At 69.4% G+C, this 25,242-nt stretch carries 19 protein-coding genes; 7 read left to right on the top strand and 12 right to left on the bottom strand.

Going from position 1 to position 25,242, the window contains the following annotated elements; genetic code table 11:
• The first annotated feature begins 65 nt into the window (after window positions 1-65).
• The gene (locus NJ4_RS17115) at window positions 66-1,010 is read left to right on the top strand and encodes an EamA family transporter (protein WP_067437875.1); all 945 of its coding nucleotides are present in this window, start codon (window positions 66-68) and stop codon (window positions 1,008-1,010) included.
• On the opposite strand, the gene bfr is transcribed toward NJ4_RS17115, so the two are convergent.
• From bfr to NJ4_RS17095, 4 genes are all read right to left on the bottom strand, one after another.
• The gene (gene bfr / locus NJ4_RS17110; RefSeq protein ID WP_245644604.1) at window positions 1,007-1,465 is read right to left on the bottom strand and encodes a bacterioferritin; all 459 of its coding nucleotides are present in this window, start codon (window positions 1,463-1,465) and stop codon (window positions 1,007-1,009) included. The genes NJ4_RS17115 and bfr overlap by 4 nt on opposite strands.
• A 10-nt stretch (window positions 1,466-1,475) precedes the next feature.
• Entirely contained in the window at window positions 1,476-1,682 is a 207-nt protein-coding gene (locus NJ4_RS17105; RefSeq protein ID WP_067437840.1) for a (2Fe-2S)-binding protein, read from the bottom strand.
• A gap of 181 nt (window positions 1,683-1,863) precedes the next feature.
• On the bottom strand, window positions 1,864-3,066 hold the full coding sequence (locus NJ4_RS17100; RefSeq protein WP_067437838.1) for a lipid-transfer protein: 1,203 nt from the start codon (window positions 3,064-3,066) through the stop codon (window positions 1,864-1,866).
• A complete protein-coding gene (locus NJ4_RS17095) occupies window positions 3,063-3,560 on the bottom strand; it encodes a Zn-ribbon domain-containing OB-fold protein (RefSeq protein WP_067437836.1) in 498 nt (165 codons plus the stop codon). Before NJ4_RS17095 ends, NJ4_RS17100 begins: the two co-directional genes overlap by 4 nt.
• A 208-nt stretch (window positions 3,561-3,768) precedes the next feature.
• On the opposite strand from NJ4_RS17095, the gene NJ4_RS17090 reads away from it, so the two are divergent.
• Window positions 3,769-4,476, top strand: coding sequence for a response regulator transcription factor (locus NJ4_RS17090; RefSeq protein ID WP_067437834.1), 708 nt, complete (start codon window positions 3,769-3,771; stop codon window positions 4,474-4,476).
• Window positions 4,473-7,106 (top strand): DUF4153 domain-containing protein, encoded by a 2,634-nt coding sequence (locus tag NJ4_RS17085; RefSeq protein WP_067437832.1) that lies wholly within the window; start codon window positions 4,473-4,475, stop codon window positions 7,104-7,106. The genes NJ4_RS17090 and NJ4_RS17085 overlap by 4 nt, the downstream gene beginning before the upstream one ends.
• 7 nt (window positions 7,107-7,113) lie before the next feature.
• Here the strand turns inward: NJ4_RS17085 and NJ4_RS17080 are convergent, their stop codons facing one another.
• On the bottom strand, window positions 7,114-7,509 hold the full coding sequence (locus tag NJ4_RS17080; RefSeq protein WP_067437830.1) for a VOC family protein: 396 nt from the start codon (window positions 7,507-7,509) through the stop codon (window positions 7,114-7,116).
• Between the two features lie 190 nt (window positions 7,510-7,699).
• Here NJ4_RS17080 and NJ4_RS17075 point away from each other — a divergent pair, with 190 nt between their 5' ends.
• On the top strand, window positions 7,700-9,058 hold the full coding sequence (locus NJ4_RS17075; protein WP_067437828.1) for a helix-turn-helix domain-containing protein: 1,359 nt from the start codon (window positions 7,700-7,702) through the stop codon (window positions 9,056-9,058).
• 42 nt (window positions 9,059-9,100) lie between these two features.
• On the opposite strand, the gene NJ4_RS25720 is transcribed toward NJ4_RS17075, so the two are convergent.
• From NJ4_RS25720 to NJ4_RS17065, 3 genes are all read right to left on the bottom strand, one after another.
• The gene (locus tag NJ4_RS25720) at window positions 9,101-9,250 is read right to left on the bottom strand and encodes a hypothetical protein (RefSeq protein WP_157551192.1); all 150 of its coding nucleotides are present in this window, start codon (window positions 9,248-9,250) and stop codon (window positions 9,101-9,103) included.
• Window positions 9,251-9,644: 394 nt separating this feature from the next.
• Entirely contained in the window at window positions 9,645-10,250 is a 606-nt protein-coding gene (locus NJ4_RS17070) for an HAD family hydrolase (RefSeq protein WP_067437826.1), read from the bottom strand.
• A gap of 4 nt (window positions 10,251-10,254) precedes the next feature.
• Window positions 10,255-11,031, bottom strand: a complete 777-nt coding sequence (locus tag NJ4_RS17065; protein ID WP_082748814.1) for a 3'(2'),5'-bisphosphate nucleotidase CysQ — start codon at window positions 11,029-11,031, stop codon at window positions 10,255-10,257.
• 241 nt (window positions 11,032-11,272) lie between these two features.
• On the opposite strand from NJ4_RS17065, the gene NJ4_RS17060 reads away from it, so the two are divergent.
• Together NJ4_RS17060 and NJ4_RS17055 are read left to right on the top strand one after the other, a co-directional pair.
• A complete protein-coding gene (locus NJ4_RS17060) occupies window positions 11,273-13,012 on the top strand; it encodes a glycoside hydrolase family 26 protein (RefSeq protein WP_067437824.1) in 1,740 nt (579 codons plus the stop codon).
• A 34-nt stretch (window positions 13,013-13,046) separates the two neighbouring features.
• On the top strand, window positions 13,047-14,657 hold the full coding sequence (locus NJ4_RS17055) for a glycoside hydrolase family 26 protein (protein WP_157551191.1): 1,611 nt from the start codon (window positions 13,047-13,049) through the stop codon (window positions 14,655-14,657).
• Between the two features lie 18 nt (window positions 14,658-14,675).
• Here the strand turns inward: NJ4_RS17055 and NJ4_RS17050 are convergent, their stop codons facing one another.
• Genes NJ4_RS17050 through NJ4_RS17040 form a run of 3 tightly spaced genes read right to left on the bottom strand, consistent with a single transcriptional unit; the run spans window position 14,676 to window position 22,342 of the window.
• On the bottom strand, window positions 14,676-15,809 hold the full coding sequence (locus tag NJ4_RS17050; protein WP_157551190.1) for a hypothetical protein: 1,134 nt from the start codon (window positions 15,807-15,809) through the stop codon (window positions 14,676-14,678).
• Window positions 15,806-17,458, bottom strand: coding sequence for a CBM96 family carbohydrate-binding protein (locus NJ4_RS17045; RefSeq protein WP_067437818.1), 1,653 nt, complete (start codon window positions 17,456-17,458; stop codon window positions 15,806-15,808). The genes NJ4_RS17050 and NJ4_RS17045 overlap by 4 nt, the downstream gene beginning before the upstream one ends.
• A 12-nt stretch (window positions 17,459-17,470) precedes the next feature.
• Window positions 17,471-22,342: a PKD domain-containing protein gene (locus tag NJ4_RS17040; protein WP_157551189.1), complete on the bottom strand. Its 4,872-nt coding sequence runs from the start codon at window positions 22,340-22,342 to the stop codon at window positions 17,471-17,473.
• Window positions 22,343-22,509: 167 nt separating this feature from the next.
• Here NJ4_RS17040 and NJ4_RS17035 point away from each other — a divergent pair, with 167 nt between their 5' ends.
• Window positions 22,510-23,733 carry a hypothetical protein gene (locus tag NJ4_RS17035; RefSeq protein ID WP_157551188.1) on the top strand — a complete coding sequence of 408 codons (1,224 nt, stop codon included), beginning with the start codon at window positions 22,510-22,512 and terminating at the stop codon, window positions 23,731-23,733.
• Here NJ4_RS17035 and NJ4_RS17030 read toward each other — a convergent pair.
• Complete coding sequence (locus tag NJ4_RS17030; RefSeq protein ID WP_407668076.1) at window positions 23,730-25,187, bottom strand: oligosaccharide flippase family protein; 1,458 nt, start codon at window positions 25,185-25,187, stop codon at window positions 23,730-23,732. The two genes, NJ4_RS17035 and NJ4_RS17030, sit on opposite strands and share 4 nt — an antisense overlap.
• Window positions 25,188-25,242 lie beyond the last annotated feature (55 nt).

Below are 25,242 nucleotides of genomic sequence, written 5' to 3'. Positions count from 1 at the left end.
GCCTACAGAGTCGATGAAGAACTATTCGCTTGTCCTTCATCGAGGTGTCAAGAACGATGGAGCGCGTGCCCACGAACCACCGCCTGCTCGCCGTCTGCGTCGCCGTGATGTGGGGGCTGAACTTCATCGCGATCCACGCGTCACTGGAGCACTTCCCTCCCCTGTTCCTCGTGGCCCTGCGGTTCGCGCTGATCGCCGCCCCCACCCTGCTTCTCGTGCCGCGCCCCGACGTGGAACTGCGTTGGCTCCTCGGCTACGGCGTCGGCTTCGGAACCCTGCAGTTCCTCTTTCTCTACTGGGGAATGGCGGCCGGCATGCCGGCCGGGCTGGCCTCGCTCGTGCTCCAGGCCTCGGCACCGTTCACGGTGCTGATCGGCGTGACCATCGGCTGCGACCGACTCGGCGCACGACGCAGTGTCGGCATCCTGGTCGCCGTGGCCGGCCTGGCCCTGGTCGGCTGGCAGCGCGCCGAGTCCGCGGCGCTGCTGCCGTTCCTGCTCGTGCTGGCCGGCGCCTTCGGGTGGGCGATCGGCAACGTCTGCAATGCTCGGGCGAAGGCGCCGAACCCGCTGCACCTCACCCTGTGGATGTCGGTGGTGCCGGTGCTGCCCATGCTGGTGCTGGCGCTGGTCCTCGAGGGACCGCAGCGCATCGCCGACTCCCTGACCGGGCTCGACGATCCCACCGCCGGACCGGCATGGCTGGGCCTGGTCTACACCGTGCTGATCGGCACCGTGGCCGGCTCGGGTGTGTGGTCGTGGCTGATGACCCGGCACCCGGCCGGCGTGGTGGCTCCGTTCTCGATGCTCGTGCCCGTCGTCGGCATGAGCGCAGCGTGGATCATGCTCGGCGAGACCGTGAGCACGGGCGAACTCGCCGGGGCGACCTTGGTCGTGGCCGGCGTACTGCTGGGCAGCCGACAGGCAGCGGCCCTGCCCGCACCGGATCGCGGTCTCGACGCACGAAAATCAACAACTCAACGGGCGAAGATCAACAAGTCGTGGGTCTAGGGGCCGCCGAGCGCGATCTGCTGGGCGAGGTACTGCTGGAGGCCGACCCGCTCGATCGCGTCGAGCTGGCCCTCGAACCAGTCGGCGTGCTTCTCCTCGTCGCGCACCATGTCCTCGAAGACGGCAGCGGTGCCGTGGTCACCGAGGTCGTGGCACTCCTGCGCGCCGGCGTTGAACTGGGTGACCGCCTCGCGCTCACTGGCCAGGGCGAGGGTGAGCATCTCCTCGGCGGTCTCCCCGATCTGGATCGCGCCGAGCTTCTGCACGTTGGGGTGGCCGTCGAAGAGCAGGATGCGGTTGATCAGGTCGTCGGCATCCTTCATCTCGTCGATGGAGAGGTCGTAGAACACCTTGCCGAGGTTGGAGAGACCCCAGTTGTCGAGCATGCGCGCATGCAGGAAGTAGGTGTTGGTGACCGTGAGCTCGAAGGTGAGGGCGGAGTTGAGCAACTCCACGACTCGAGGGCTAACTGGCTGCACCTTCCACCTCCACAGGTGACGTCGGGGCCAACGCTCCATGCTGGCACACCACACGCTTCACTGTGAAGATGCAGGATCCGCAATCCTGGCCCGCTCCGGTGGAGCGACAGACCTGGGAGACCGTGCGCGCGCCGTCGTCGTAGGCACGCCGGACCGCGTCGTCGTTGACGGCGGCACAGTGGCAGACGATCATCGCGAGACCCCGGTCGGTGAAGTGGGCGGTCCATGAATTGGGTAAGGGAAACCTTACCTAAACATGCCCGATCAGTCACCCCACCCTCCCACTGGTCGAGACGGCCGGGCCCGGGCTCGTGCCGGCCACGCCCACCCAGTGAGGGCTCAGGGCTCAGCGCTCAGGGCTCAGCGCTCAGCGCTCAGACCGACACGATGACCGACGAGCCGTGGCCGAAGAGACCCTGGTTGGCGGTGATGCCCACCCGCGCGCCTTCGACCTGACGCCCCTCTGCCTGACCACGCAGCTGCCAGGTGAGCTCGCAGACCTGGGCCAGCGCCTGGGCCGGGACCGCCTCGCCGAAGCAGGCCAGCCCGCCCGACGGGTTGACCGGGATGCGACCGCCGACCGTGGTGTCGCCGGCGCGGAGCAGCTGCTCGGCCTCGCCGCGCTTGCACAGGCCGATGTCCTCGATCCAGTCGAGCTCGAGTGCGGTCGAGAGGTCGTAGACCTCGGCCACGTCGACGTCCTCGGGCCCCAGCCCGGCCTCCTCGTAGGCCGCGTCGGCGATCGACTCCTTGAACGTGCGCTGCGGCTCGCCGGTCAGGTGGGTCGACTCGGTGGAGAACAGCGGCATGTCGATGACCGCCTGCGGAAACGTCGGCGTCACCGTGGAGATCGCGCGCAGCCTGACCGGACCCGCATCCCCTTGGCCGAGACCGTGCTTTCGGGCATAGTCCATCGAGGTCAGCACGACGGCCGCACCGCCGTCGCTGGTCGCGCAGATGTCGAGCAGGTGCAGCGGGTCGGAGACGATCGCGGAGTTCAGCACGTCCGCGGCACTGACCTCCTTGCGATAGCGCGCATAGGGGTTGTTCAGCCCGTGCCGGGCGTTCTTCACCTTGACCTGGGCGAAGTCCTCCTGCGTGGCGCCGTACAGGTCCATCCGCCGGCGCGCGTAGAGCGCGAAGTAGCCGGGGTTGGTCATCCCCATCAGCCGGAAGCGCAGCCAGTCCGGGTCGTCCCACCGCTCCCCCGCGTTCGGTGCGAGGAAGCCCTTGGGCGTGGTGTCGGCGCCGACCACCAGGGCCACGTCGCACTGCCCGGCGAGGATCCGCGAACGGGCCGTGTCGAGGGCCTGGGCGCCGGTCGCGCAGGCGGCGTACGACGTGGCGACCCGAGCACCGTTCCAGCCCAAGGCCTGGGCGAAGGTCGAGCCGGCGACGTAGCCGCCGTACCCGTTGCGGACGGTCTCGCCGCCCACGACCAGCTCGACGTCGGCCCAAGGGATGCCTGCGTCATCGAGCGCGGCGCGGGCGGCCGCGACGCCGTACTTCACGAACGAGTGCCCCCACTTGCCCCACGGGTGCATGCCGACTCCGGCAATCGCGACCTCGGTGCTCATGCCGACTCTCCCTTGGACGTTGCCGGGCCCTGCCCTGAACTGTCGCCCCGGTCGCTCGCTCGCGCCTCGCTCGACTCGGTCGGCAACCATTTCCACATCGTCCGCGGCCCCACCTCGTCGGTGTAGATCGTCTCCACGACCAGCTCCACCGGCGAGCCGACCTTCACGTCGGCGACACCGAAGCCGCCGGCCAGCTGGCCGAGCACCACGAGACCCTCGGGCAGCTCGACCGCGGCCAGCGCGAAGGGCTCGTAGGGGTCACTGGTCGCGATGTAGGGCGGCGGCGGCTGGTACTGCGCGTCGGTGTAGGACCACACCGTGCCGCGCCGGGACAGCTCACGCACCTCGAAGGCCTCCCCCGCGCAGGCGGGGTTCCGGCAGAAGTCGCGCTCGGGCGGGAACGCGATGTTCCCGCACTCGGTGCAGCCGCTGCCCAGCAGGGCGGGCTCGGAGCCGGTGGTGAACCAGCCCTCGATCGCCGGAGTCTCGGTCATTGCGTGTGAGGCCTTCCCAAACGACAAGATTAGAACGTGTTTCATTATTGCATCGCCCGCCCAAGCGTCTGGCGGCGTGCCCATTCCACCGCAGGGCGTCGTCCCGAGTGCCGCGGCTCCCGCTGGCCGGGAGGACCTCCCGAGACCTGCACAGAATCTTCACGCGTCGTCCACGACTCCTGACCACGCGGACTCCTACGCTCGATCCATGCCCGACACCACAGCACCGCGGATCCTCGTCGTCGAGGACGAGCCGGTCATCAACCAGGCCGTCACCGACCGCCTGCGCGGCTCCGGCTACGACGTCGTCCAGGCGTACGACGGCCCCGGTGCGGTCACGCAGTTCCGCGACACGACCCCGGACCTGGTGCTGCTCGACGTGATGCTGCCGGGCTTCGACGGCCACGAGGTGTGCCGCCGGATCCAGGCCGAGCGACCCGTGCCGGTGCTGATGCTGACCGCCCGCGACGACGAGTCCGACATCCTGGTGGGGCTGGGGGTCGGCGCCGACGACTACCTGACCAAGCCGTTCCGGATGCGTGAGCTGGTGGCGCGAGTGGCCGCCCTGCTGCGTCGTGTCGAGCGAGCCGCTGACCTGGCCGCCGCCCTGGCCGACGCTGCAGTCCCGGACCTCGGCGACCTGCGCGTCGACTCCGACGCCCGCCGGGCCTGGGTCTCCGACACCGAGGTGCACCTGACGCCGACCGAGTTCGATCTCCTCCTGCGCCTGGCCGGCAGCCCGGGTGTCGTCCTCAGCCGGGAGACCCTGTATGCCGACGTCTGGGGCTGGTCCGGCGCCTCGGGGACCCGCACCGTCGACAGCCACGTGAAGGCCCTGCGCGCCAAGATCGGAGCCGACCGGGTGCGCACGGTGCACGGTGTCGGCTATGCCCTCGAACCGGTGAGCGCGACGTGAGCAGCCCACTGCTCGACGTCGTCCCGTCGATCAAGGTCAAGCTCGGTCTCCTCGTCGCGGCCTCGGTGACGGTGGCTGCCGTGGTGGCCACCATCGGGTCCGGGGCCGGCGTACCGATCTGGCTGGGCATCCCCGTCACTGTCGCGCTGGCGCTGGGCGTGACCCAGCTGCTGGCCAGCGGTATGACCTCTCCCCTGCGCGAGATGACCGCCGCCGCCCGCCGGATGGCGACCGGCGACTACTCCGTCAGGGTGACCGCGACGTCACGCGACGAGGTCGGCGAGCTGGGCTTCGCGTTCAACACGATGGCCGAGGACCTGGCCGGCGTCGACCGTCAGCGCCGCGACCTGGTTGCCAACGTCAGCCATGAGATCCGTACGCCGCTCGCCGCGCTCTGCGCCGTGCTGGAGAACCTGGTCGACGGCGTCGCCGAGCCGGATCCGTCGATCGCGCGCAGCGCGCTGGCCCAGGCCGAACGACTCTCCGCCCTGGCCGCGGACCTGCTCGACCTGGCCCGCGTCGATGCCGGAGAGGTCAGCCTCGCCACCACCCGGGTCGACGTGCGCGACCTCCTCGACCGCGCGGTCGCCGAGGCGAGCGTGACCGCACGCCAGGTCTCCTACGACGTCAGCGTCGACCAGGAGCTGATGGTCGAGGCAGACCCGGCACGGATCCAGCAGCTGGTGGCCAACCTCCTCGACAACGCCTCGCGGCACAGTCCGGCGGGCGGAGTCGTCCGCGTCTCGGCCACGACGACGACCGGCGGGTGGCGTCTCGAGGTCACCGACCGAGGGCCGGGCATCCCGGGCGCCGACCGGGAGCGCGTCTTCGAGCGTTTCGGCACCCTCACCGAGACCGAGGGCGGGGGCGGCACCGGCCTCGGGCTCGCCATCGCCCGCTGGGTGACCGACCTGCACGGCGGCCACATCGCCTTCGTCGACCCCGAGCCCGGGTCCACTGGTGCCCGAGTCCGGGTCGAGCTCCCTGATCGGCCACCGACGGCCAGCGGCACGGCACGCCCAGCAGGCGGCCGCCCGCAGACCGCCCCTCCCTCGAGCGTGGGGGCCGACACCCCCACCAGCTCGTCCAACCCGTCCAGCCAGGAGAGTCCCGTGCCGACCCCACCCACGCCCTACCCGGTGCCACAGGTGGCGCCACCCGTCACACCCGAACCGGCCCTCGACGCGCTGTTCGGCAGGTTCTGGCCCGACCACGGCGTCCCCGGCAACCTCCGCGCCCTGTCGGCCTGTCTCGGCGTCGGGCTGCTCGCCGCAATCGTGCTGCCGTTCCGCGATCTCGGCCTCGGCACGTTCATCGTGCTGCTGGCTGCGGGCGGCGTGATCCTCGGGTTCAGCGCGAACCGTCGCTCCCCGTTCACCCTCGCCTGTGCCGCCCTGTGCGTCGCGCTCGCGGCCACGGTCGTCGTACGGGACGCGGAGTGGATCGTCGTCCTGTGCCTGTTCGCCGGCGGCGCACTGTGCATGGCCGGGCTGGCGAACGGGCGCACGCTGCCGGCGTTCGTACTGGCCGGCCTGGCCTGGCCGCTGGCCGGCTTGCGCGGACTGCCCTGGCTGGGACGCTCGGCCCGCGGCGTGACCGGCCGCGCGACCAGCGCCGCCGCGATCCGCACGGTCGTCCTCTCGCTGGCCGGCGTGCTCGTGTTCGGCCTGCTCTTCGCGTCGGCCGATGCGCTGTTCGCGGAGTGGGCAGGCAGGCTTCTTCCGGATCTCGAGCTCGACTCGTTCGTGCTGCGAGCGTTCATCACCGTCTTCGTCGGCGGTGTCGTCCTGGCGGCGACGTACGTCGGCCTCAACCCTCCGCAGGTCTCCGCCGAGGGAGGGCCGGCCCGCCCCGTGGCGAACCGCTACGAGTGGCTGGCGCCGGTGCTGCTCGTCGATGCAGTCTTCATCGCCTTCCTCGTCGCCCAGGCAGCCGTCATCTTCGGCGGCCACGACTACCTCGAGCGCACCACCGGCCTGACCTACGCCGACTACGTGCACCAGGGCTTCGGGCAGCTCACCGTCGCCACCGCACTGACCCTGCTGGTGGTGTGGGCGGCGGCACGCAAGGCGGGTCGTACGACGACCGCGGACCTGGCCTGGCTGCGCGGATCCCTCGGGCTGCTCTGCGCACTGACCCTGGTCGTGGTCGCCTCCGCGCTGCACCGGATGAGCCTCTACCAGGACGCCTACGGATTCACCGAGCTGCGGCTGCTGGTCGACGTATTCGAGGGCTGGCTCGGCCTGGTGGTCGTGGGCGTGATGGTCGCCGGGGTGACGCTGCGGGCACGGTGGCTCCCACGTGCAGCACTGCTCAGCGGCGCGACGCTGCTGGTGGGCCTGGCCGCGATCAATCCGGATGCCTGGATCGCGCAGCAGAACATCGACCGCTACGAACAGACCGGGAAGGCGGACTGGTTCTACCTGCGCCACCTCTCCGATGACGCCGTGCCCGCGCTCGCCACGCTGCCGGACGACGTGGCGGAGTGCGCGTTGGTCGGACGTTCGGCCGGCGACGACGACTGGTTGGAGTTCAACCTGGGCCGGCACCGCGCCCACGACCTGATCGGCACTCGGCCCGCGTTCGTGCCGCCGATCAGCACCGCCTGCGCGCGGACCTCCGACGACTGATCCCCGTTCAGCCGGCGGCGCGCTCGGCCTCGGAACGCAAGACGCAGAACTCGTTGCCCTCCGGATCGGCCAGCGTGACCCAACCGGTGCCGTCGCCCCGGATCTCACGGTGGTCGGCGACCTGAGTGGCGCCGAGACCGAGCAGCCGGGCGACCTCCTGATCACGGGTCCCGTCGGTCGGACGCAGATCGAAGTGGATCCGGTTCTTGATCCGCTTGGCCTCCGGCACCTCGATGAACAGCACCTGGTGGCCGGTGTCGGGGTGCACGATCATGCACTCCTCATGACCCGGCAGGTTCGGATCCCCCTCGATGTCCTGGTAGCCGAGCAGCGCCTTCCACCATTCCGAGAGCTCGTAGGCGTTGCCGCAGTCGACCGACGTGTGCGAGATGAAGGAGGTCATGCGATCAGTGTTTCCACGGCCACCATCACCTGTCGACCCGTTTCTTCGCCTCCTCCCCGGCGACCTGATCTGCGGACCGCGTGCTGCTCGGGCTGGATGTGGTGCTCGGACTAGCGGACCTCGAAGCCATTTGACCCGGGGATCGGACAATTCTTGCCCAAATCTTTCCCGGGGCAGTCACAATTGTCGGATGGACTCACATCAGGCCGCTCTGCTCGGACGCATCGACCCTGCCGTGCTGGGCCAGCGCCTGCGAGCGGCACGGGTCGCCAAGGGGCTCACCCAGACCGACCTGGCGGGCGAGCGCATCTCCACCGGCTACGTCTCGCGGATCGAGTCGGGGCAGCGACGCCCCAACGGCCGGGTGCTGACCGACCTCGCCGCCCGGATGGGCGTGGGCCTGGAGGAGCTGCTCGGCGGCGTCGCGCCGGCCGAGTACGACGAGATCCGGTTGACGCTCGACTTTGCCGAGCTGTCTCTCGAGTCGGGCGAAGCCCAGGAGGCGAGAGACCAGGCCAGCGCCGCCCTGGTCCGCGCCGAGGCCGCCTCCCTCGACGAGCTCGCGGAGCGGGCGCACCACCTCCACGCACTGGCCCTCGAAGGCCTCGGCGAACTCGACGACGCCGTCCTGGAGCTGGAGTCCTTGGTGGCTGACGACCGCGCGACACTGCTCCGCATCAGGGCAGGCATCGCGCTGACCCGGTGCTATCGCGACTCCGGCGATCTCTCGACGGCGATCGACCGTGGACAACGACTCCTCGATCAGGTGATGGACGCCGGACTCGACGCGTGCGACGAGCACGTGCAGCTTGCCGTGACCCTCGCCTCGGCCTACTTCGAGCGCGGCGACACCGGACACGCGGTCAGGATCTGTCGTACGGCGGTTGCGCGTGCCGAGCAGCTCGGTTCGCCGACAGCCCGCGCATCGGCGTACTGGAACACGGCCATCATGGAGTCGCATCGCGGTGACACCGCGGCCGCGGTGCCCTTGGCCGAGCGTGCCCTGGCACTGCTCGGCGAGGGAAAGGACACGCGCAACCTGGCGCGACTCCGCCAACAGCTGGGAACCATGCAGCTGTCACTCGATCCGCCGGCCGTCGACGACGCGCGCCGCAATCTCGAGCAGGCGGCACGTGAGTACGAGTGGGCCCGAGCCACTCCGGTCGACATCGCCAAGAACGATCTCTCGCTCGCCCGAGCGCGCTACCTGGCCGGTGACGCCGAGGGCGCGCGCGAACTCAGCGTGCAGGTGTTCGAGGCCGTCGAGGTCGTCGCCCCGCACGTTGCCGCGGACGCGAAATACATGGAGGGGCAGGCCCTGACCGTGCTCGGCGAGGTGGGGGCTGCCGACGTGGCCTACCGCGCCGCCGTCAGCATCCTCACCAGCATCGGCGCAGACCGCAGCGCCGCACAGCTCTGGTTCGAGCTGGCGTCACTGTTCGACGAGCTGGGTGATGGAGAGGCTGCCCGACATGCGTACCGCAGCGCCGCAGCGTCTGTGGGACTGCGGGTCCGCACGTCGAGCACCCTCAGCCGCACCCTCGTCTGAGGATTGGGCCGACGGAGGACCGACGACCACTCCGCACGGCGCTCAGCAGCACCAGGTGTCGTTCAGCTTCTGGACGACCCCCGCACCGCCGTTGCCCTTGGTCGGCTTGGCCTCCGCCGGGCCGGCGATCCCCATCGTGGCAATCGCGGTGATGATCAGTGCAGCCAGCATCTTCTTGGTCGTGGTACGCATCTGGTTCCTCCCAGGAACTCGGTCAATTTGGTGAACGGGCACTTCCAGGCACCACGACCGCACAGTCCCGCCCACTGGCCCAGACCCAGTGGGCCGCAAGATCGGTCGCGCATGCTCACTTCTACGGCCGAAATCGTCGTCCGCCGAGATCAGCTGGCGACTTCGTGTCAATTCTCCCAAAGACGAGACATCCTCGCCTGGGATTGAGTAAAGTTCAGTCAAGTCCAGTTGGCAACCATCCCCCCGGACGCCCTCTGGAACCACAACCCGTCTGCCACCCCACCCCCGGCAGCGGATCAGCGTTCAGGTCCACCCCTGCGCTACGAAGCCCCTCGCCATCCGATGGCGGGGGGCTTCAATCCACTTCCGGGCCGAACCGATCGCGCGGTTCCGATCAGGCACTGATCCCGTGGCCGACCAACAGATCGACCAGCGCGGGCGTGCCGGTGCGGTGGTGCCAGTGCTCGGCCGCCACCCCGGCAACCCGGGCACCCTCGACGTTGCGCAGCGAGTCGTCGATGAACAGCACCTGCTCACCCGGCGCACCGAGGTCCGACAAGACGTGCTCGAAGAAGGCCAGGTCCGGCTTGGCCAGGCCGATCTCGCAGGAGTAGTAGGCGGAGTCGAAGACCGCGTCGTAGCCCAGATGCTCGCGCATGTACGCCGCCCGCTCCGGATTCTGGTTCGTGACCAGATGAACACCGACGCCGGCGTTCCTGAGCCGTTCGACCAGCCCCAGCACGGCCGGCACCGCCTCGATGCTCGACCACACCGCGTCGTACACGTCGTGGGCCGCGGCGTTCACGCCCAGCGCCTGAAGGTGCCGCGCCAGCACGGGCATGAACGGCCCCTCGCCGCGGATGCAGGCCTCCTCGTCGGCCGCGAGGCGGGCGAAGAGCGCCTCGGGCTCGGGCACCCACGGCGCCAGCGCGGCCTGCCAGCCGCCGGGGAGGTCCTGGACCACCCCGTCAGCGTCGAGCAGGACGTGCCGGATCACCACGATCTCAGTCGGTGCCGTTGCGCTTGACGAACTCGACGATCTGTTCGGCCAGCTCGGGCCGGCAGACGATCAGGTCGGGGAGTGAGACGTCGTCCTTGTTGTAGACCAGCTCGGAGCCGTCGACGCGTGAGCAGAACAGGCCCGCGGCGCGCGCCACGGCGACCGGTGCGGCGTTGTCCCATTCGTACTGTCCACCCGCGTGCACGTAGGCGTCGGCGACGTCGCGCACGACCGACATCACCTTCACCCCGGCCGAGCCCATCGGCACCAGCTCGGCGTCGATCTCCTCGGCGAGCGCCTGCACGAACGCCGGTGGCCGGGTGCGCGAGACCGCGATCCGCGGGCGGGTCGACGTACGCGGCGGAACCGCCGAGGGAGTTCCGGTGTTGAAGGTCTCTCCGAGGGCCGGCTGGGCGACGGCCCCGACCGTGAGCTCGCCGTTCTCCCACAGCGCCACGTGGACCGCCCAGTCGTCGCGCGGCGGCTCGGAGAACTCGCGGGTGCCGTCGAGGGGATCGATGATCCAGACCCTGGTCGCGTTCAGGCGCACCTTGTCGTCGGCCGCCTCCTCCGAGAGAACCGCGTCCTCGGGACGGTGCTCGGCCAGCAGCTCGGCGATCAGGGCCTGGGCGGCGGCGTCACCGGCGTCCTTCAGCTCGCGGCCCTCCAGTCCCTGGCCGCGCACCTCGAGCAGGCGCTCACCGGCGACGGTGGCGAGCCAGGAGGCGAAGGCGTGGTCATCGGAGCGGGCATCGGCAGGCAGCGGGGTCTCAGGGGTCACGACGCGAGCCTACTGAACGTCGGGCCGGCCTCCCGGACAACCCCTGGAGAAGACCACGAGCCGGCTCAGCGCGTGAATGAGGACTCATTCGTCCCTCTGGTGATCACCCGTAACGAACCGTCCCCAAAAATGGGGAGAGGCTAGACACTTGTCAAGGAATCCGTCGTAGCGTGCTCGCCGTCGCGAACCATCTGGCCCACGTCCATGACCCCGACCCGCGACAAACCGGAGAGAGCACCCCATGTCCCACCCTCGCAAGCGCCTTGCGCTGGCCCTGTCGGTCATCACGGGGCTGGCCGTCACGGCCACCACGATGACCTGGTCGCCGGCCGCAGCATCGACCGCACCGGTCACGAACAGCGCGGCCACGGCCGCCACCGCAACGGCAGCGGCCCTGGCGCCGGTGAACCGTCGCATCCTCGACAGCCGCGTCACGGAGTCCAGCGGCCTCGCCCACAGCACGTACCGCCGCAACACCCTGTTCACCCACAACGACAGCGGTGACCGTCCCCGCGTGTTCGCGGTGCGTGGCAACGGGACCACCAAGGCCGTGATCACCTTGCGCGGGGCCAAGTCGTATGACTGGGAGGACATGTCGACCGGCCCCAACCACACCCTCTGGGTCGGCGACACCGGCGACAACGCGCGGTCCCGCTCGAGCATCCAGGTCTACCGGTTCCGTGAGCCGTCGGCTCTCTACAACCGAACGGTCAAGGCGACCCGCTTCCGGTTCGTCTACCCCGACGGTCATCACGACTCCGAGGGCATGATGGTGCACCCGCGCACGGGTCGGGTGTTCATCGTCTCCAAGCAGGACCGGGGTGCCGTCTACGTCGCGCCCAGGAGGCTGTCGACCACCAAGGTCAACCGACTGCGCAAGCTGCGAGGGGCCCCCACCAAGGTCACCAGCGCCACGTTCAACCCCAGCGGCCGCGGATACGCGATCGGCACCTACGGGTCGGCGTACACCTATCGCACGCTGACCTCACGGGCGCGCAAGGTCTCGGTGCCCTCGCGCCGCCAGGGCGAGTCGCTCGAGTACAACCGCACCGGCGGCCGCCTGCTGGCCGGCAGCGAAGGCAGCAAGAGCCCCGTCTACCAGGTCGCCGCGAGGCCCGCCGCCACCAGCACCGTCAGCAGCTCACGCGGCTGCGCCACCGCGCCGGCGTACACGCAGGCCGGAACCAGGTTCGGCACCAGCCTCTCCACGAGCGGCCAGACGCTGGCCGAGTCGGTCGACGATGTCGAGTCCAAGTTCGGCCCGGTGCCCGTGGTCCGCACCTTCGACCCGACCATCCCGCCCGACAAGGCGTGGAGCCGTCGCGCGCCCGCACTCGGCAACAAGATGATCGTGGCCTCGTTCCGAGAGGCTCCGGCGGAGATCCTCAGCGGCAAGTTCGACGCCAAGATCCGCGCCTGGTTCCAGGAAGCGCCCGACAACACGATCCTCTACAGCTACTTCCACGAGGCCGACGCCGAGATCGCGAAGCAGGGCTCGTTCACTGCCGCCCAGTTCCGTGCCGCCTTCCGCCACGTGGTCGACATCGCCGCCTCGCTGTGCCGGGACAACCTCTATCCGACGCTGATCCTGACCGGTTGGACCGCCAGCGAGTCCTCCGGCCGCGACTGGCAGGACTACTACCCGGGGAACAACTACGTCTCGGTCATGTCGTGGGACCCGTACAACAGCGCCAGCAGTGCGCCGACGAGGTACGCCGACCCGACCACGCTCTACGCCGACGTCCTGCGCGAGTCCAAGGAGGTCGGCAAGCCCTGGGGCATCGCAGAAACCGGTTCGGCTCGGATCAGCGGTGACGCGAGCGGAGTCCAGCGTGCGGCCTGGCTGACGAAGGTGGGTGCCTACTTCGACAGCAAGGGTGCGAAGTACGTGACCTACTTCCAGTCCACCCGCGACCAGGACTTCGAGCTGAGGGACCAGCCCTCGATCGATGCCTGGAAGGCCTGGATCCGCCGTTCCTGAAACAACGCCTCATCCCTCGGCCTAAGGTCGGGGGATGAGGCGTCTGCGGCTAGGGGTCGCCACCGGGTGCCTCAGTGCCCTGGTGGCGGCCTGCGGCGCGTCGCCGACCGAGCAGTCCGCGCCCGACGAGTGTTCGCCGGCCCCCGACTACACCAGTGGTGCCACCCTTGTCGGCACGAACCTCTCGAGTTCCGACGGGTCACTGGACGAAGCGCTGGCCCTCAACGACTCCCGTTTCGGACGGCTGCCCATCGTGCGTCAGTTCGACGCAACGGTGCCACCCGACGACGCGTGGGGGCGCCGGTCCGAGTTGTTCAAGGGCCGCGCGGTGGTCACCTCGTTCCGGGAGCCGCCGGCCGAGATCGTCGCCGGCACGTACGACGACCGCCTGCTCGATTACTTCCGTGAGGCCCCGCAGGACGCGCCGATCTTCTGGAGCTACTTCCACGAGCCGGAGAGCCACGTCGACGACGGCAGCTTCACCACCGAGCAGTACGTCGCGGCCTGGCGTCACCTTGTCGACCTGGTCGGCACGCTGTGCCGACCGAACCTCTACCCCACCCTGATCCTCACCGGCTGGACTGCCGAGAAGGAGTCCGGTCGCGACTGGCGCGACTACTACCCGGGCGACGACTACATCTCAGTCCTCGCTTGGGATCCCTACAACAGCGCAACCTCCGTGCCCACGTCGTACGTCGATCCGCCGGCCTTGTTCGCACCCGTCGTCGCGGCGTCCAAGCAGTCCGGCAAGCCCTGGGGCATTGCCGAGACCGGGACCCAGCTCGTCCCGGGCGACGACGGCCGGGGGCGCGCGCGGTGGCTGACCGAGTCTGCGGCGTTCTTCGACGAGCAGGGCGCCGCCTTCGTCACCTACTTCCAGTCCACCCGTGACGGTGACTTCAAGCTCACAGATCCTGCGTCGGTGCAGGCGTGGCGTGATTGGGTCAGCGGCAGCGGTGACTCACAGGTGGACCTGACGTGGTCGAATGACCGGCCCGCCCTGCCCGACTCCCCCGGGCTCGACATCGGTGTTGCCAGCCTGGACGACGGCGCCGTCTCACTCGACCCCGCGGTCACTGTCGGGCCGACGGCCATCAGGTTTCCGCAGTTCACGGACGCCGACGTGGTGCCGCGTGCCGTGCTGCGCATCCGCAACACCGGCACCGTCGACCTGCTCGCCCCCGGCGCCGCGGACTTCAGCTTCGGGGCCGACGTACGCCTCGACGAGGAGTCGTTCGGCTCGTCGGTCGACAACGGTGACAACGTGGTCCAACGCGGCCTGTCCAGCGATCCGGCCATGTTCAAGGCCGAGCTCGACGGCCGCCGCCCGGCCTGCACCGTGCACGGTGACGAAGGCAAGGTGATCGTGCGTGCGACCGACATGATCGGGCTCGAACGCTGGGTCCGGGTGCTGTGCCACCGAGTCGGGGAGCAGCTGGTGCTCGAGGTCACCGATCTGGACGACGGATCCCACGCCAGCTACACCGGGTCGGGCCCCATCGGCAGTGTCACGTTCGACGATCCGACGATCCCGCTGTCGGTGGGAGGCAAGCTGGCCCACAACGGCGACCCGGTCCGCTCGGCGACCGATCAGCTCAACGGATCACTGGCCAGGCCGGTCTTCCGGATCGAGCAGGGCTCGTGAGGTTCAGCTCAGGCACGGTCAGCGCCGGAACCGCACCCACCCGCGTGCCGCGACGCCCCCGACTCGGGTGAAGTCACCTCCGGCCACCACGCCCCGGGCCGAGACGTCGATCGCGAGCACACCCCAGAACCCGTTGAACTGCGGCCGGAAGTGGGGGTCGACCGCGCCGGTGGACGCGGACGCTGAGAGCAGCTTGATCTTGCGGTTGCCCTTGTAGCCGTCATGGAATCCGAAATAGACGCGGCCGCGGTAGTACTCGATCGCCTGGACGTCACCCATCACCCTCACGCCCCAGAGCCGAGCGCCCGTGCGGGTGTTCCAGGCCGCGGCGGTGTTGGTGTTCGTGCCGCCGGCGCCGTACAGCCGGGAGCCGTCACTGTTCACGGCGAGGCCGAGCGTCGGCCTGGCAGCGTGCGCGAAGGCACGGCCCGTGGTCGCACCGGTGCGTGCCCGGACCGCCCCGACCCCGTTGCGCCGCACCCCGTTGAGCCTGCTGAAGGGGCCGGAGACGAAGACCGTCGAGGAGTACCGAGGCTTGGCCAGGCCCCACACGACCTTGTCGGAGCGCGGCCTGAACCGCTGGTCCAGAGTGCCGCGGCGCGAGACCTTCGCAATCCGCAAGCGGGTCGCCCCGTTCACCTTGGTGAATCGACCACCGACGTAGACCGCCGCAGCATCCACGTCGATCGCACGCACGGTGCCGTTGAAGCTGGGCCGGAAGGTCGGGTCCACCACCCCGGTGGCGACCCTGATCTTCGCCATCCGCGTCCTGAGGAGGCCATCCACCCGACCGAACGCTCCCCCGACATAGACGTAGACACCGTCGTTCTCCATCGTCCACACCGGCGCTCCGGCATCGGCCTGCCAGTTGGTGAGCAGGGCACCCGTACGCATGTCGAAGGCGGCCAGGTTGCGCCGCCGCACCACGACACCCCGGGGGCTGATCGCTGCCGTGAAGGCGCCGCCCACGATCACGGTGTTGCCCACCATCGTGGTGGCGTGCACCCTGCCGTTGACCCTCCAGGATGCCGCGGGCACCTGCTTGGCTTCCCTCAGCATGGCGGCGGAGCCGACACCGTCGACGACGAGGCTCAACGCCGTCGCCAGCAGCCCGGCGACCAGCAGCCGGACCATCCCCCCTCGCGAGATCATGGCGCTGCCAGCGTCACCACGAGGACCGGCCCGAGACCGTTCGACTCCGATGACGCATAGTCCGCACCGTTCGCCGACTGCGGCGAGAGGCGCAGGGCGACCGGGCCGTCGCCGGTGACCAGGTTGGTCACGTCGATCTCGTACCAGGATCCGACCTCCACATCGGGAAGGACACCCACCGGAGCCTCCGCCGGCGGGGCGCTGGCCCAGGTGACGTCGTCCTCGTTCCAGTTGGTCGCGACCGGCGACACCACGCCCCCACGGTCCGAACGATCCAGGTTGTGGACGCGCAGCACGGCCCGCTGGACCTGACGTCCGCTCGTTCCGTTGACCTCGAACCGCATCAGCGAGTCCATGACGGCCGGGCTGCTGTCGACCTGGAGTCGGTCGGCAGCGCCGGCGTTCGCCTGCGGTTGGTCCTGCTGGATCGTGGCGTCATCGCTGGCCGGGATGCTCAGCACGTCACCGGACGGTGGTGGGGGTGGTGCCGGTGCCGCTCCGGTGCCGGTGAACCTGGCCCATCCCTGCGCCGCCACTCCACTGACCTGGGTGAAGTCACCACCCACGACCACGCCCCGCGGAGAGGCGTCGATCGCCATCACTCCCCAGAACCGGTTGAACCGTGGTCGGAAGCCTGCGTCGAGCGCACCCGTTTCAGCGTCCGCGGCCAAGACCTTGATCTGGGTGTCGTTCTGGTACCCGTCGTGGAATCCGAAGTAGACAGTGCCCTGGAAGTAGTCCACGGCCTGGATGTCACCGCCGGTCATGCGGGTCCAGATCCGGTTGCCGGTGCTGGTGTTCCAGGCCGACACGGCGTTGCGCCAGGTCCCACCGGCGCCGTACAGCCGGGAGCCGTCGTCGTTGACGGCCAGGCCGAGCGTCGGGTTGACCGCACTGCCGAAGACACGGTTGGTGGTCGCACCGGTCGTCGTGTCCAGCGCTCCCACCCCCGTGCGGGTGACTCCGTTGAGGGTGGTGAAAGGCCCGGAGACGTAGACCGAGGACGACGAGGGCGCCTTGGCGACCCCCCACACGTAATTGTTGGCGCGCGCGTCGAACTGCGGGTCCACCGTGCCGTCGCGCGAGAGCTTGACGATGCGCTGCCGGGTGATCCCGTCCACCGCGGTGAAGTTGCCACCGACGTAGACGTCCGTGGCATCGAGGTCGATCGCCCGAACGTTGCCGTTGAAGTTGGGACGGAAGCCCGGGTCGACCTCGCCGGTGCCCACACTGACCTTGGCCATGCGTTGACGTGTGACGCCGTCGATCTGGCCGAAGGACCCGCCGACATAGATCGAGGTGCCATCGGTCTCGATGGCCCGAACCGTGGATCCGGCGTCCGCGCGCCAGCCAGTGAGGAGCGCACCGTTGGTCATGCTGAACGCCGCCAGGTTCCGCCGCGCCACGTTCTGCCCGGTTGGGCTCGTCGCCGTCGAGAAGGATCCGCCCACGAACACGGTGTCCCCCACGATCTTGGTGGCGTACACCGTGCCGTTGACCCTCCACGACGGGTCGGGGGTCGAGTCGACGAAGACCTCGGCCGATGCCGGCGCCAACGTGCCGTTGGCCAGGATGCCGAGCGAGGCGCCCAGCAGTCCCGCCGCGACCAGGCGTAGCAGTCCGGCGCCCGTACGCCTGTTGCTCTTCATGTCATCTGCCGATCAGTTGTGAGTGAGCGTGGCCAACAGGTCGAAGGTCAGGTCAGTGGTGCGGCGGTAGTTGAGATGCGTTTCGACGGCGACCGTGTTGGTGCCGTCGACCAGCAGCCCGAGCGGAACTTCGACGGAGATCGGGTCGTTGGCCGCGACCGTGTAACGACGGCCCGACAACGCATATGTGGTGTGCGTGATCGCACCGGTAGGCATGTTCGACCGTGCAACCTCGGTCCCGTTCACGTAGACCACCGCGCCGTCGTCCCCGGCCGACTCGAGCAGCAGTCGGGTGACGTCAGAGGCGTCGGAGACCTGGAACGACTTGGTGAAGTACGCCGTACGAGGTCGGTCGGTGGGGTCGGCGAACGTGTCGATGTTCGTGACCACGATGGGCGCTCCCCACCCGAACGCGCCGGCACCCAGGTTCCAGGCGGAAGCATCGAACGTGCGCGCATTCCAATCGGCAGGGGGCGCCGCAGTCGCGTAGCGCCAGCGCCAGTCGGAGCCGGCTGGGATGACCACGTCAGTAGCGGGTTGCGCCGCGATTGACACATGGCGCGTCGTGCTCGCCGTGCGTCCCGAGTTGTCGGTGGCGGTCAGCGTGATGTCGTAGTCACCGGGAACGGCGTAGTGGTGGTTCACCACCCGCCCGGTGTCCGCACCATCACCGAACGTCCAGGCATAGCTGCTGATCACGCCGTCCGGGTCGTACGACGTCCCGGCATCGACGCTCACGCTCTGTCCGGTCGTGTCGACGGTGAACAGCGCGATCGGGTCGGCTGGTGGGCCAGCGGCCTGCTGCGAGGTCATCGTGGCACGCAGATCGAAGGTGAAGTCGGTGGTGTTCCGGTAGTTCAGGTGCGTCTCGGCGGCGATCACGTTGGTGCCGTTCCGGAGCAGTCCGAGAGGAACGTCGACGAGGACCGGCGACGCATTCGCCACTGCCGTTCGTTGTGCCGAGGGTGCATAGGTGGTGTGCGTGATCGTGCCGGTGGGCATGTTCGATCGGGTCACCTCGACCCCGTTGACGTAGATCACGACCCCGTCATCGGCCACAGACCGGAGAGCCAACTGGGTGACCCGAGAAGCGTCGGAGACCTGGAAGGCCCTCCGGAAGTAGGCCGCACGGGCCCGGTCCTGCGGGGTCGCGAAGTCGTCGATGTCGGTCGCCACCGCGGTCGCACCGAAGCCCAGGACGGCGTCACCTTGGTCCCACGACGTGGCGTCGAAGTCCACGTCCTTCCACGTGGTCGGCGGCGCCGCGGTCTCGTACCGGTAGCGCCAGTTGGCGCCGTTGGCGACCACGACCTCCGTCACCGGTGGGGCGACCGCGGTGACCGTCTCGGTCGCTGTGTCGGTGAGCCCACCCGCGTCGGTGACCGTCACGGTGACGTCGTAGTCACCGGCCGCTGCGTACGTGTGCGTCGGGGTCTGCCCGGTGCCGGTCCCCCCGTCACCGAAGTCCCAGCTGAAGGAGTTGAGCGGTCCTTCCGCATCAGTGGACGCACTGGCGTCGAAGCTGCCTGCGAGCTGGTTCATCGAGGCCGAGAGGTGCGCTGTCGGCGCGGTGTTCGCCGGCGGGGTCACCGAGGTCGCGCCGAGGCGCCACTGCTCGGCGACCTGGGCGGCGGTGAGCGTCTTCAGGTAGACCACCCCCTCGTCGATGTTGCCGGCGAGATAGCGCGAGGACGCGCCGGACCACAGGGAGTCACCACCGACTCGCCAGTAGCCGAGGAAGTTCTCGGCGGTGGTGTTCGGGTTCGAGTCGACCAGCTGGCCGTCCATGTAGAGACGCATGCCGACGGTCGGCGAGAGGGACGCGGTTGCGTAGTGCCAGCTGCCGTCGCGATAGGTGCCCGGTGAGGTGACCCGGTTCTCCGCCCCGTTGTAGGCACCGAACACGATCTGACCGTTGTTGGTGATGTAGAGGTGACGGTCGTACTGCGTGGAGTCCCCGCTGTTGGAGTTGCCGTAGCCGATCAGTCGGCCGCCGAGCAGGCTGGTGGTGCGGAACCAGACGCCGATGGTGAACTCCGTCGGTGCCGTGCTCACCCGGGGCGAGGCGACGAAACCGTTGAAACCGTTGGTGGCGATGCCCGGGTCGTCAGTGTTGACCAGGGCCCCGGGCTGTCGATAGCTGATCGACCCGGAGTAGGTGCCGTTTCGTCCGTCCGGACCCGCGTCAGCCGCGGTCGTGCCGCCCGCCTCGTTGAGGCGGTAGTAGGCCCAGGGCACCTGGTCGAAGACCTCGGCGCCGTAGAGATCGGTCGGGCTCGGGTTCGGCGGGTTGCCGACGGTCACGCTCTGACCGGACGAGCTCGCGTTGCCGTCGTCATCGGTCACCGTCAACGTCACCAGGTAGTCGCCGCCGGTCGCGTAGCTGTGCGTGGCGGTCGCGCCGTTCGCGGTGGACCCGTCTCCGAAGTTCCAGGACCAACCGACGATGTTGCCCGTGGCGCTGCTCGATGTGCTGCCGTCGACGCTCAGCTTCTCCCGGTCAGCCGACCAGGTGAACGCGGCCGTCGGCGGCACCTCGCCGCTGCCCAGCACCAGGACGTTGCTGCTGGCTCCGACGTTGCCCTCCCCGTCGACGGCGCGGATGAAGTAGCGGCCGGTCTCGCTCTTGGGCACGGTGAGAACGCGGGTGTTGCCGGTCGTCGCGGCGACGGTCCTGTCGTCGCGCAGGACCTGGTAGTGAATGCCACCGGAGGCGTCGGTCACGTTGCCCCATTCGAGCGTGGCGGTGGTGGCGGTCTCACTGGTCATCCGGAAGCTCGCCGGCGTGCCCGGAGCGGTGGAGTCCTGCATCGGGAAGCGCGCGAAGCCGCCGGAGAACCGGCCACCCTGGTTGGTCTGGACGTTGGTGATGTCACCGCCCATCCAGATCGTTCCGTTGGTGTCCGGCTCGATCGCCCAGATGCCGGAGCCCAGACGAAGGCTCATGGTCGGCACGAAGTCAGGGATCCGCGCACCCGTCGACGCATCGAACGCGGCCGCCCACTTCACCGTGTTCGCCTCGGTCCAGTCGGAGTTCATCGTCGGCCAGAAGAAGGCGTTGGAATAGGTCATGTCACTCGCGTGATTGCCCTGATAGACAACGCCGGCAGAGGCAGCCACTGCTTGGACGTCGCCACCCTTGTTGTTGGCGATCTCCCCGCTGAGGCGTTGGAACGTGGAGGTGTCGTAGGAGAAGAAGTTGTGCTCGGAACCACCGATCCACACCCGGTCCCCGACCTCCATGACTCCCTGCTGGTAGTCCTGCCGGGTCGAGCTCCAGACCGGCGCCCAGGTCGGCGTGGCCAGACTGGCACCCGACGCGGTCTGGATCGCGGCTGCGCTGTTGGAGGGGTTGCCCTGCGAGCTGTCGAAGTAGCCGGCGGCGTACGTCCGGTTGGTGTCGTCGGAGCCGTCGATGCTCACGACGGTGCCGTTCAAGTCCGGGTTCCAGTCGGAGCTGGGCGTTCCGTTGGCGACCGAGACCCGTCCGAGGTTGCGCATGTAACGGGCGGTGTTGGGCGTGGAGCCACCGGAGAAGTGCGTCATGGAGCCACCGATGTAGACGAAGGCGCCACTGACGTCGAGTGTTCGCACCATCAGCGTCCCGGCCGTGGTCCGGTTCTCGATGCGCACGTTCCAGGTGGAGCGGGTCGCACCGGTGGTGGGGTTGAGTGCCACGATCGCGGTGGCCGGCTGACCGTTGGCCTGGGAGAAGTCACCGCCGGCGACCACGGTCCCGTCCGGCAGGGTGGTCAACGACCGCACCTGCTCGTTCAGCGTGGGGCGGAAGCCGGAGATCCACTCACCGGTGTCGATGTCGAAGGCCGCAAGGAACGGCTGGTTCACCCGGCCGGTTCCGGCCGCGTCCCGCTGGACGTACGCGAAGTTGCCGCCGACGTACATGTTGTTGCCGGACTGGGTCATCGCCTGCACCTCGACCGAGCCTTCACGGCCCGTCGAGCCGGCGATCCCACTGACGCCCCAGGGGGTCACCATGGCCGTCGACCGGGGCACGACCGTGCGTTCGACCGGTTCGGTGCCGTCATCGGGGATCGGGGTGAACCCGGGGTCCGTGGACAGGACCTGGGGCCGCAGGTAGACCTGCGCATAGGGCAGAGCGCCACCGACACCGTCGCCCTCGGCCCACAGGTAGGAGGTGTTGTTGTTGAAGCCGGCGATCGAGGAGCCGTACCCGTAGCCGTAGCGGAAGTTCTTGCCGGAGTTCGTGGTGGTCACCATCCGGGTGAGCAGCTGACCGGACCCGAAGGACTGCCAGGAGCCTCCCGATCCCGGGGCTCCGTCGAACGAGTAGCCGGCCAACGGGTGCTGGGAGCCGAACGTCCAGGCCCAGCCGCGCATCTTGGCGAACCGGACTCTCGCCTCCTGCCACTGGGTGCCGGTCGAGTTGGCCGCTCTGCGAATCCGCACGCCGTCGGGCAGTGTCGAGACCAGCTGACCGTTGAGCAACGCGTCGACGTCATGCCCACCGAGCTGGTGAGCCTGCGGGCCCATCGCCATGTCGGGGCTGAGCAGGGCACTGGCCTGGCCCTTCCCCTCGTAGTACGACGTCCAGCCCTCGCGGCCCTTCCCGATCAGGACCCAGCCGCCGCCGTCGGTGACCATGTCGCAGTAGAACTCCTGGGGAGCGCTCATCTTCGGCGTGAGCAGCCAGTAGTCACCGCTGGGAGCGGCAGGTCGGACCTGCTTGATCTCCCAGCAGGATCCGGCCGCGTCGGCCTGGGTCGTGCCCAGCACCGCCGGGTCGATGGGTGCCACCGCGGCCGCTGGCGCGGCCTGGGCACTGCCACCGCTGGCCGTGGACAGCACGGCCGTTCCTGCTGCCGCCAGGACACCGGCAAGCACCTTGCAAGTCGTCGAACCCATGAACGCCTCCGGCATCGTGTTGGTCATTGCTCATGCACAGAGGGAACCCGAACCTCCCCACCGATCAACACGCTAGGACCGGGCGCCGGGAGCGAATTCGGCTTCGGTCCTATTTCACCAATCCTGAGTACGCACCAGCCGCCTCACGTGGCGAATACTCTTGCTGCGTGCAACCACTCGCGATGCTCGAGCAGCAACTCTGGGCACCTGCTGTGTCCGAGGACGTCCGCGTGGTGCTCAACCCGGAACCTGATCCGCACTGGCGCGACGCCGAGGCCTACCGGGTGCTGCCGCGCGTCGCGAGCGCGCGGATGCTGTTGCCGGACGGTCCCCGCGCCGCTGTGGTCGGCAGCCTGATGAACTACCGGGGCCTACGTCGCCGCCGGGAGAACCTCGTGCGCGCTGCCCTGGGCACCGCGGCACGGGTGGGGCTGCCGTTCCCGCTCCCCCGTCTGGCCGTCCAGGTGCGCGCAGGCACGACCGCTCCGGGCCTTCCCCTCGCCGTCCTCGCCGAGGCGCTGGGCCGCGAGGCCCTCCATGCCTCCATCGGGGTGCGCACCGGAGCCAACCGCAAGGCCACCCTGCAACTGGTCGACGCCGACGGTGCACCGGCGGGCTACGCGAAGTTCGGCTGGAACGCGGTCGCCGACGAGTTCGTCGCCACGGAGGCCCGTGCGCTGGCCGCACTCGTCCGCGAGCCTGGCGCCGGAATGCTGGCCCCGCGGGTGCTGGCCAGTCTGGACTTCCACGGCCACCCGGTGGTGGTCACCGAGCCCCTGCCCGGCGACGTGCGTGGGTCGTACGACGACCCGGGCCCCCCCTCGCCCGCTGAGATCTACTCCCTGTGCCCCGTGCATCGGTCCGGGCCGATCCACTCGACCGGCCACTACCGGGCACTGGTGGCCCGGCTCGACGGACTCGACGACGGCATCATGCACCGCGAGCTCGGTGAGGCCGTCCGCGCTCTCACGGCCCGCACGGGCACGCTCCATGCGCCGGTGCCGGTCAGCAGCCGTTGGCACGGCGACCTGACCGCCTGGAACTGTGCCCGGGACTCCACCGGGCACCTGTGGGCGTGGGACTGGGAGTCCAGTGAGACCGACGCGGTGGCCGGCCTCGATGCCCTGCACTGGGACTTCAGCGATCGTCGGCTGAGGGCCCACCACCTGGCCGACGTACGCCTCGGCGAATGCGTGGCCGCGGCCGCTCCCCACCTGCGCGCCGCGGGGACGCCACAGTCACTTCATCCCGCCGTCGGCGCGGTCTACGTGCTGACCGTCGTGGAGCGAGCCGCGACACTGGCCTCGCGCAACGGCGGGTGGGAGAAGGTCTGGATCTCCCAGGCAGCGCTCCTCGGCCTGGTCGGTCAAGCGCTCACCCTGATGGGTTAGGAGACCCGGCGCCGACCGAGCGCCGCCAGCTCGTGCAGCTGCAGGCGCCTGCGGTCCAGGATGCAGGCACCGACCAGGAGCAGTCCACACAGGGCGAAGGCCAGCAACAGCTGCGGAACGCCGCGACCCCAGAGCAGTGCGATCGCCCAGGCGGGGACGGCGATGCACCCCGCCACGAGCACCATGACCCGACCGATCGAGCGGAGCGAGAGAGCGATGCCGGTGGTCTTCCGAACCTGGTAGGCGGCCAGGGCCGTGTCGAGCAGCATGCTGACCGCCCAGGTGATCGCCGCCCCCATGATGCCGATGACCGGCACCAGCACGAGGTTGCCGGCGACGTTGAAGGCCAGCACGATCGACTTGTTCAGCGCGCCCAGCCCGCTGCGCCCGCTCATCAACAGCAACGACTGCACGTTGCCGGCGGCGAGCACCACGATCGAACCGAGGCAGAGCACGACCATGGCGTCGGCGCCCTTGACGAAGCCCTCACCGAGGAAGCTCAGCACGGTGGGTGCGAAGGCCGCCAACAGCAGGTACACCGGCGCGCCGAACAACAGGATCCAGCGGGCGGTGACCGAATAGAGCTCCTCCACTGCGCCCTTCTCACCGCGGGCCAGGAGGGCACTGAACCGGGGAGCCACCACGATCCGCAGCGCGGTGGCGATGATGACCCCCGCGGCAACGAAGCGGGCAGCCGCGCCGTAGACACCGGCCGCGGCCGACCCCGCGATGACACCGACCAGGATCACGTCGATCCAGATGATCGACTGCTCGAGGGCAGCGGCCACGGCCCGTGGGCCGGCGTACCCGGCAATGGTGCGGCGCAGCTCGCGGTCTGGCACCAGTCCGCCGGTGCCCTGCCAGGCCGGTCGCCGCAGCATCCGCAGCAACACCAGCAGCGCGGCCACCATGCCGACCACCCACGGAACCGCCCAGCCCAAGGTCGCCGCGGTGGTGGCGCCCCCCAGAGCCACGGCGACGATCACGCCCAGGGGTCGCAGAGCCGGCAGAGCCAGGTTGTCGATCGCGTTGAAGGGCACCACGCCGCCGAACGCCCGGGTCGCCGCGAGCGCCACCGTGGTGAGCGCGGCCGCCGGCAGGAAGCAGGCAACCACGTCGATGGACTCGTAGACCGCACGGCGCCCCGGTGCCGGATCCGCGAGCAGCTGACGGCCGATCAGCCAGCACAACGCCAGGATCGAGGAGGACACCAGGGCCGGGACCAAGAGCCCGACGACGGCCGGACGCACCCGGTGTGGTGACGACGAGACCATCCGGGGCAGCAACCAGACCGCCGTGGTGTCGAGGCCCAGCCGGGACAAGCTGAGTGCGATCCAGAACGCAGCCGTCGCCTGGAAGACCACGCCCGCACCGGTCGTGCCGAGTGTTCGGGCCAACAGGACGCTCAGCACGAAGCCGAGGGCCGAGCTGATCCCCACTCCGGCAAAGGTCAGCGCACCGCCGCGAGCGGCCTGGGCCAGTTCGTGCCCGGGGCGCGCGACTGCACCC

The organism is Nocardioides jensenii JCM 1364 = NBRC 14755, assembly GCF_001552535.1.
GTDB lineage: Bacteria > Actinomycetota > Actinomycetes > Propionibacteriales > Nocardioidaceae > Nocardioides > Nocardioides jensenii.
Note: the sequence above shows the minus strand (reverse complement) of the source record. Positions and strands in the feature narration are given on the sequence as shown.

What these genes read in the sequence shown, in the direction of transcription:
- NJ4_RS17105 (WP_067437840.1), bottom strand. Translation starts at nt 1,682, where the DNA reads ATGATCGTCTGCCACTGTGCCGCCGTCAACGACGACGCGGTCCGGCGT.
- NJ4_RS17100 (WP_067437838.1), bottom strand. Translation starts at nt 3,066, where the DNA reads ATGAGCACCGAGGTCGCGATTGCCGGAGTCGGCATGCACCCGTGGGGC.
- NJ4_RS17095 (WP_067437836.1), bottom strand. Translation starts at nt 3,560, where the DNA reads ATGACCGAGACTCCGGCGATCGAGGGCTGGTTCACCACCGGCTCCGAG.
- NJ4_RS17090 (WP_067437834.1), top strand. Translation starts at nt 3,769, where the DNA reads ATGCCCGACACCACAGCACCGCGGATCCTCGTCGTCGAGGACGAGCCG.
- NJ4_RS17080 (WP_067437830.1), bottom strand. Translation starts at nt 7,509, where the DNA reads ATGACCTCCTTCATCTCGCACACGTCGGTCGACTGCGGCAACGCCTAC.
- NJ4_RS17075 (WP_067437828.1), top strand. Translation starts at nt 7,700, where the DNA reads ATGGACTCACATCAGGCCGCTCTGCTCGGACGCATCGACCCTGCCGTG.
- NJ4_RS25720 (WP_157551192.1), bottom strand. Translation starts at nt 9,250, where the DNA reads ATGCGTACCACGACCAAGAAGATGCTGGCTGCACTGATCATCACCGCG.
- NJ4_RS17060 (WP_067437824.1), top strand. Translation starts at nt 11,273, where the DNA reads ATGTCCCACCCTCGCAAGCGCCTTGCGCTGGCCCTGTCGGTCATCACG.
- NJ4_RS17055 (WP_157551191.1), top strand. Translation starts at nt 13,047, where the DNA reads ATGAGGCGTCTGCGGCTAGGGGTCGCCACCGGGTGCCTCAGTGCCCTG.
- NJ4_RS17050 (WP_157551190.1), bottom strand. Translation starts at nt 15,809, where the DNA reads ATGATCTCGCGAGGGGGGATGGTCCGGCTGCTGGTCGCCGGGCTGCTG.
- NJ4_RS17045 (WP_067437818.1), bottom strand. Translation starts at nt 17,458, where the DNA reads ATGAAGAGCAACAGGCGTACGGGCGCCGGACTGCTACGCCTGGTCGCG.
- NJ4_RS17040 (WP_157551189.1), bottom strand. Translation starts at nt 22,342, where the DNA reads ATGGGTTCGACGACTTGCAAGGTGCTTGCCGGTGTCCTGGCGGCAGCA.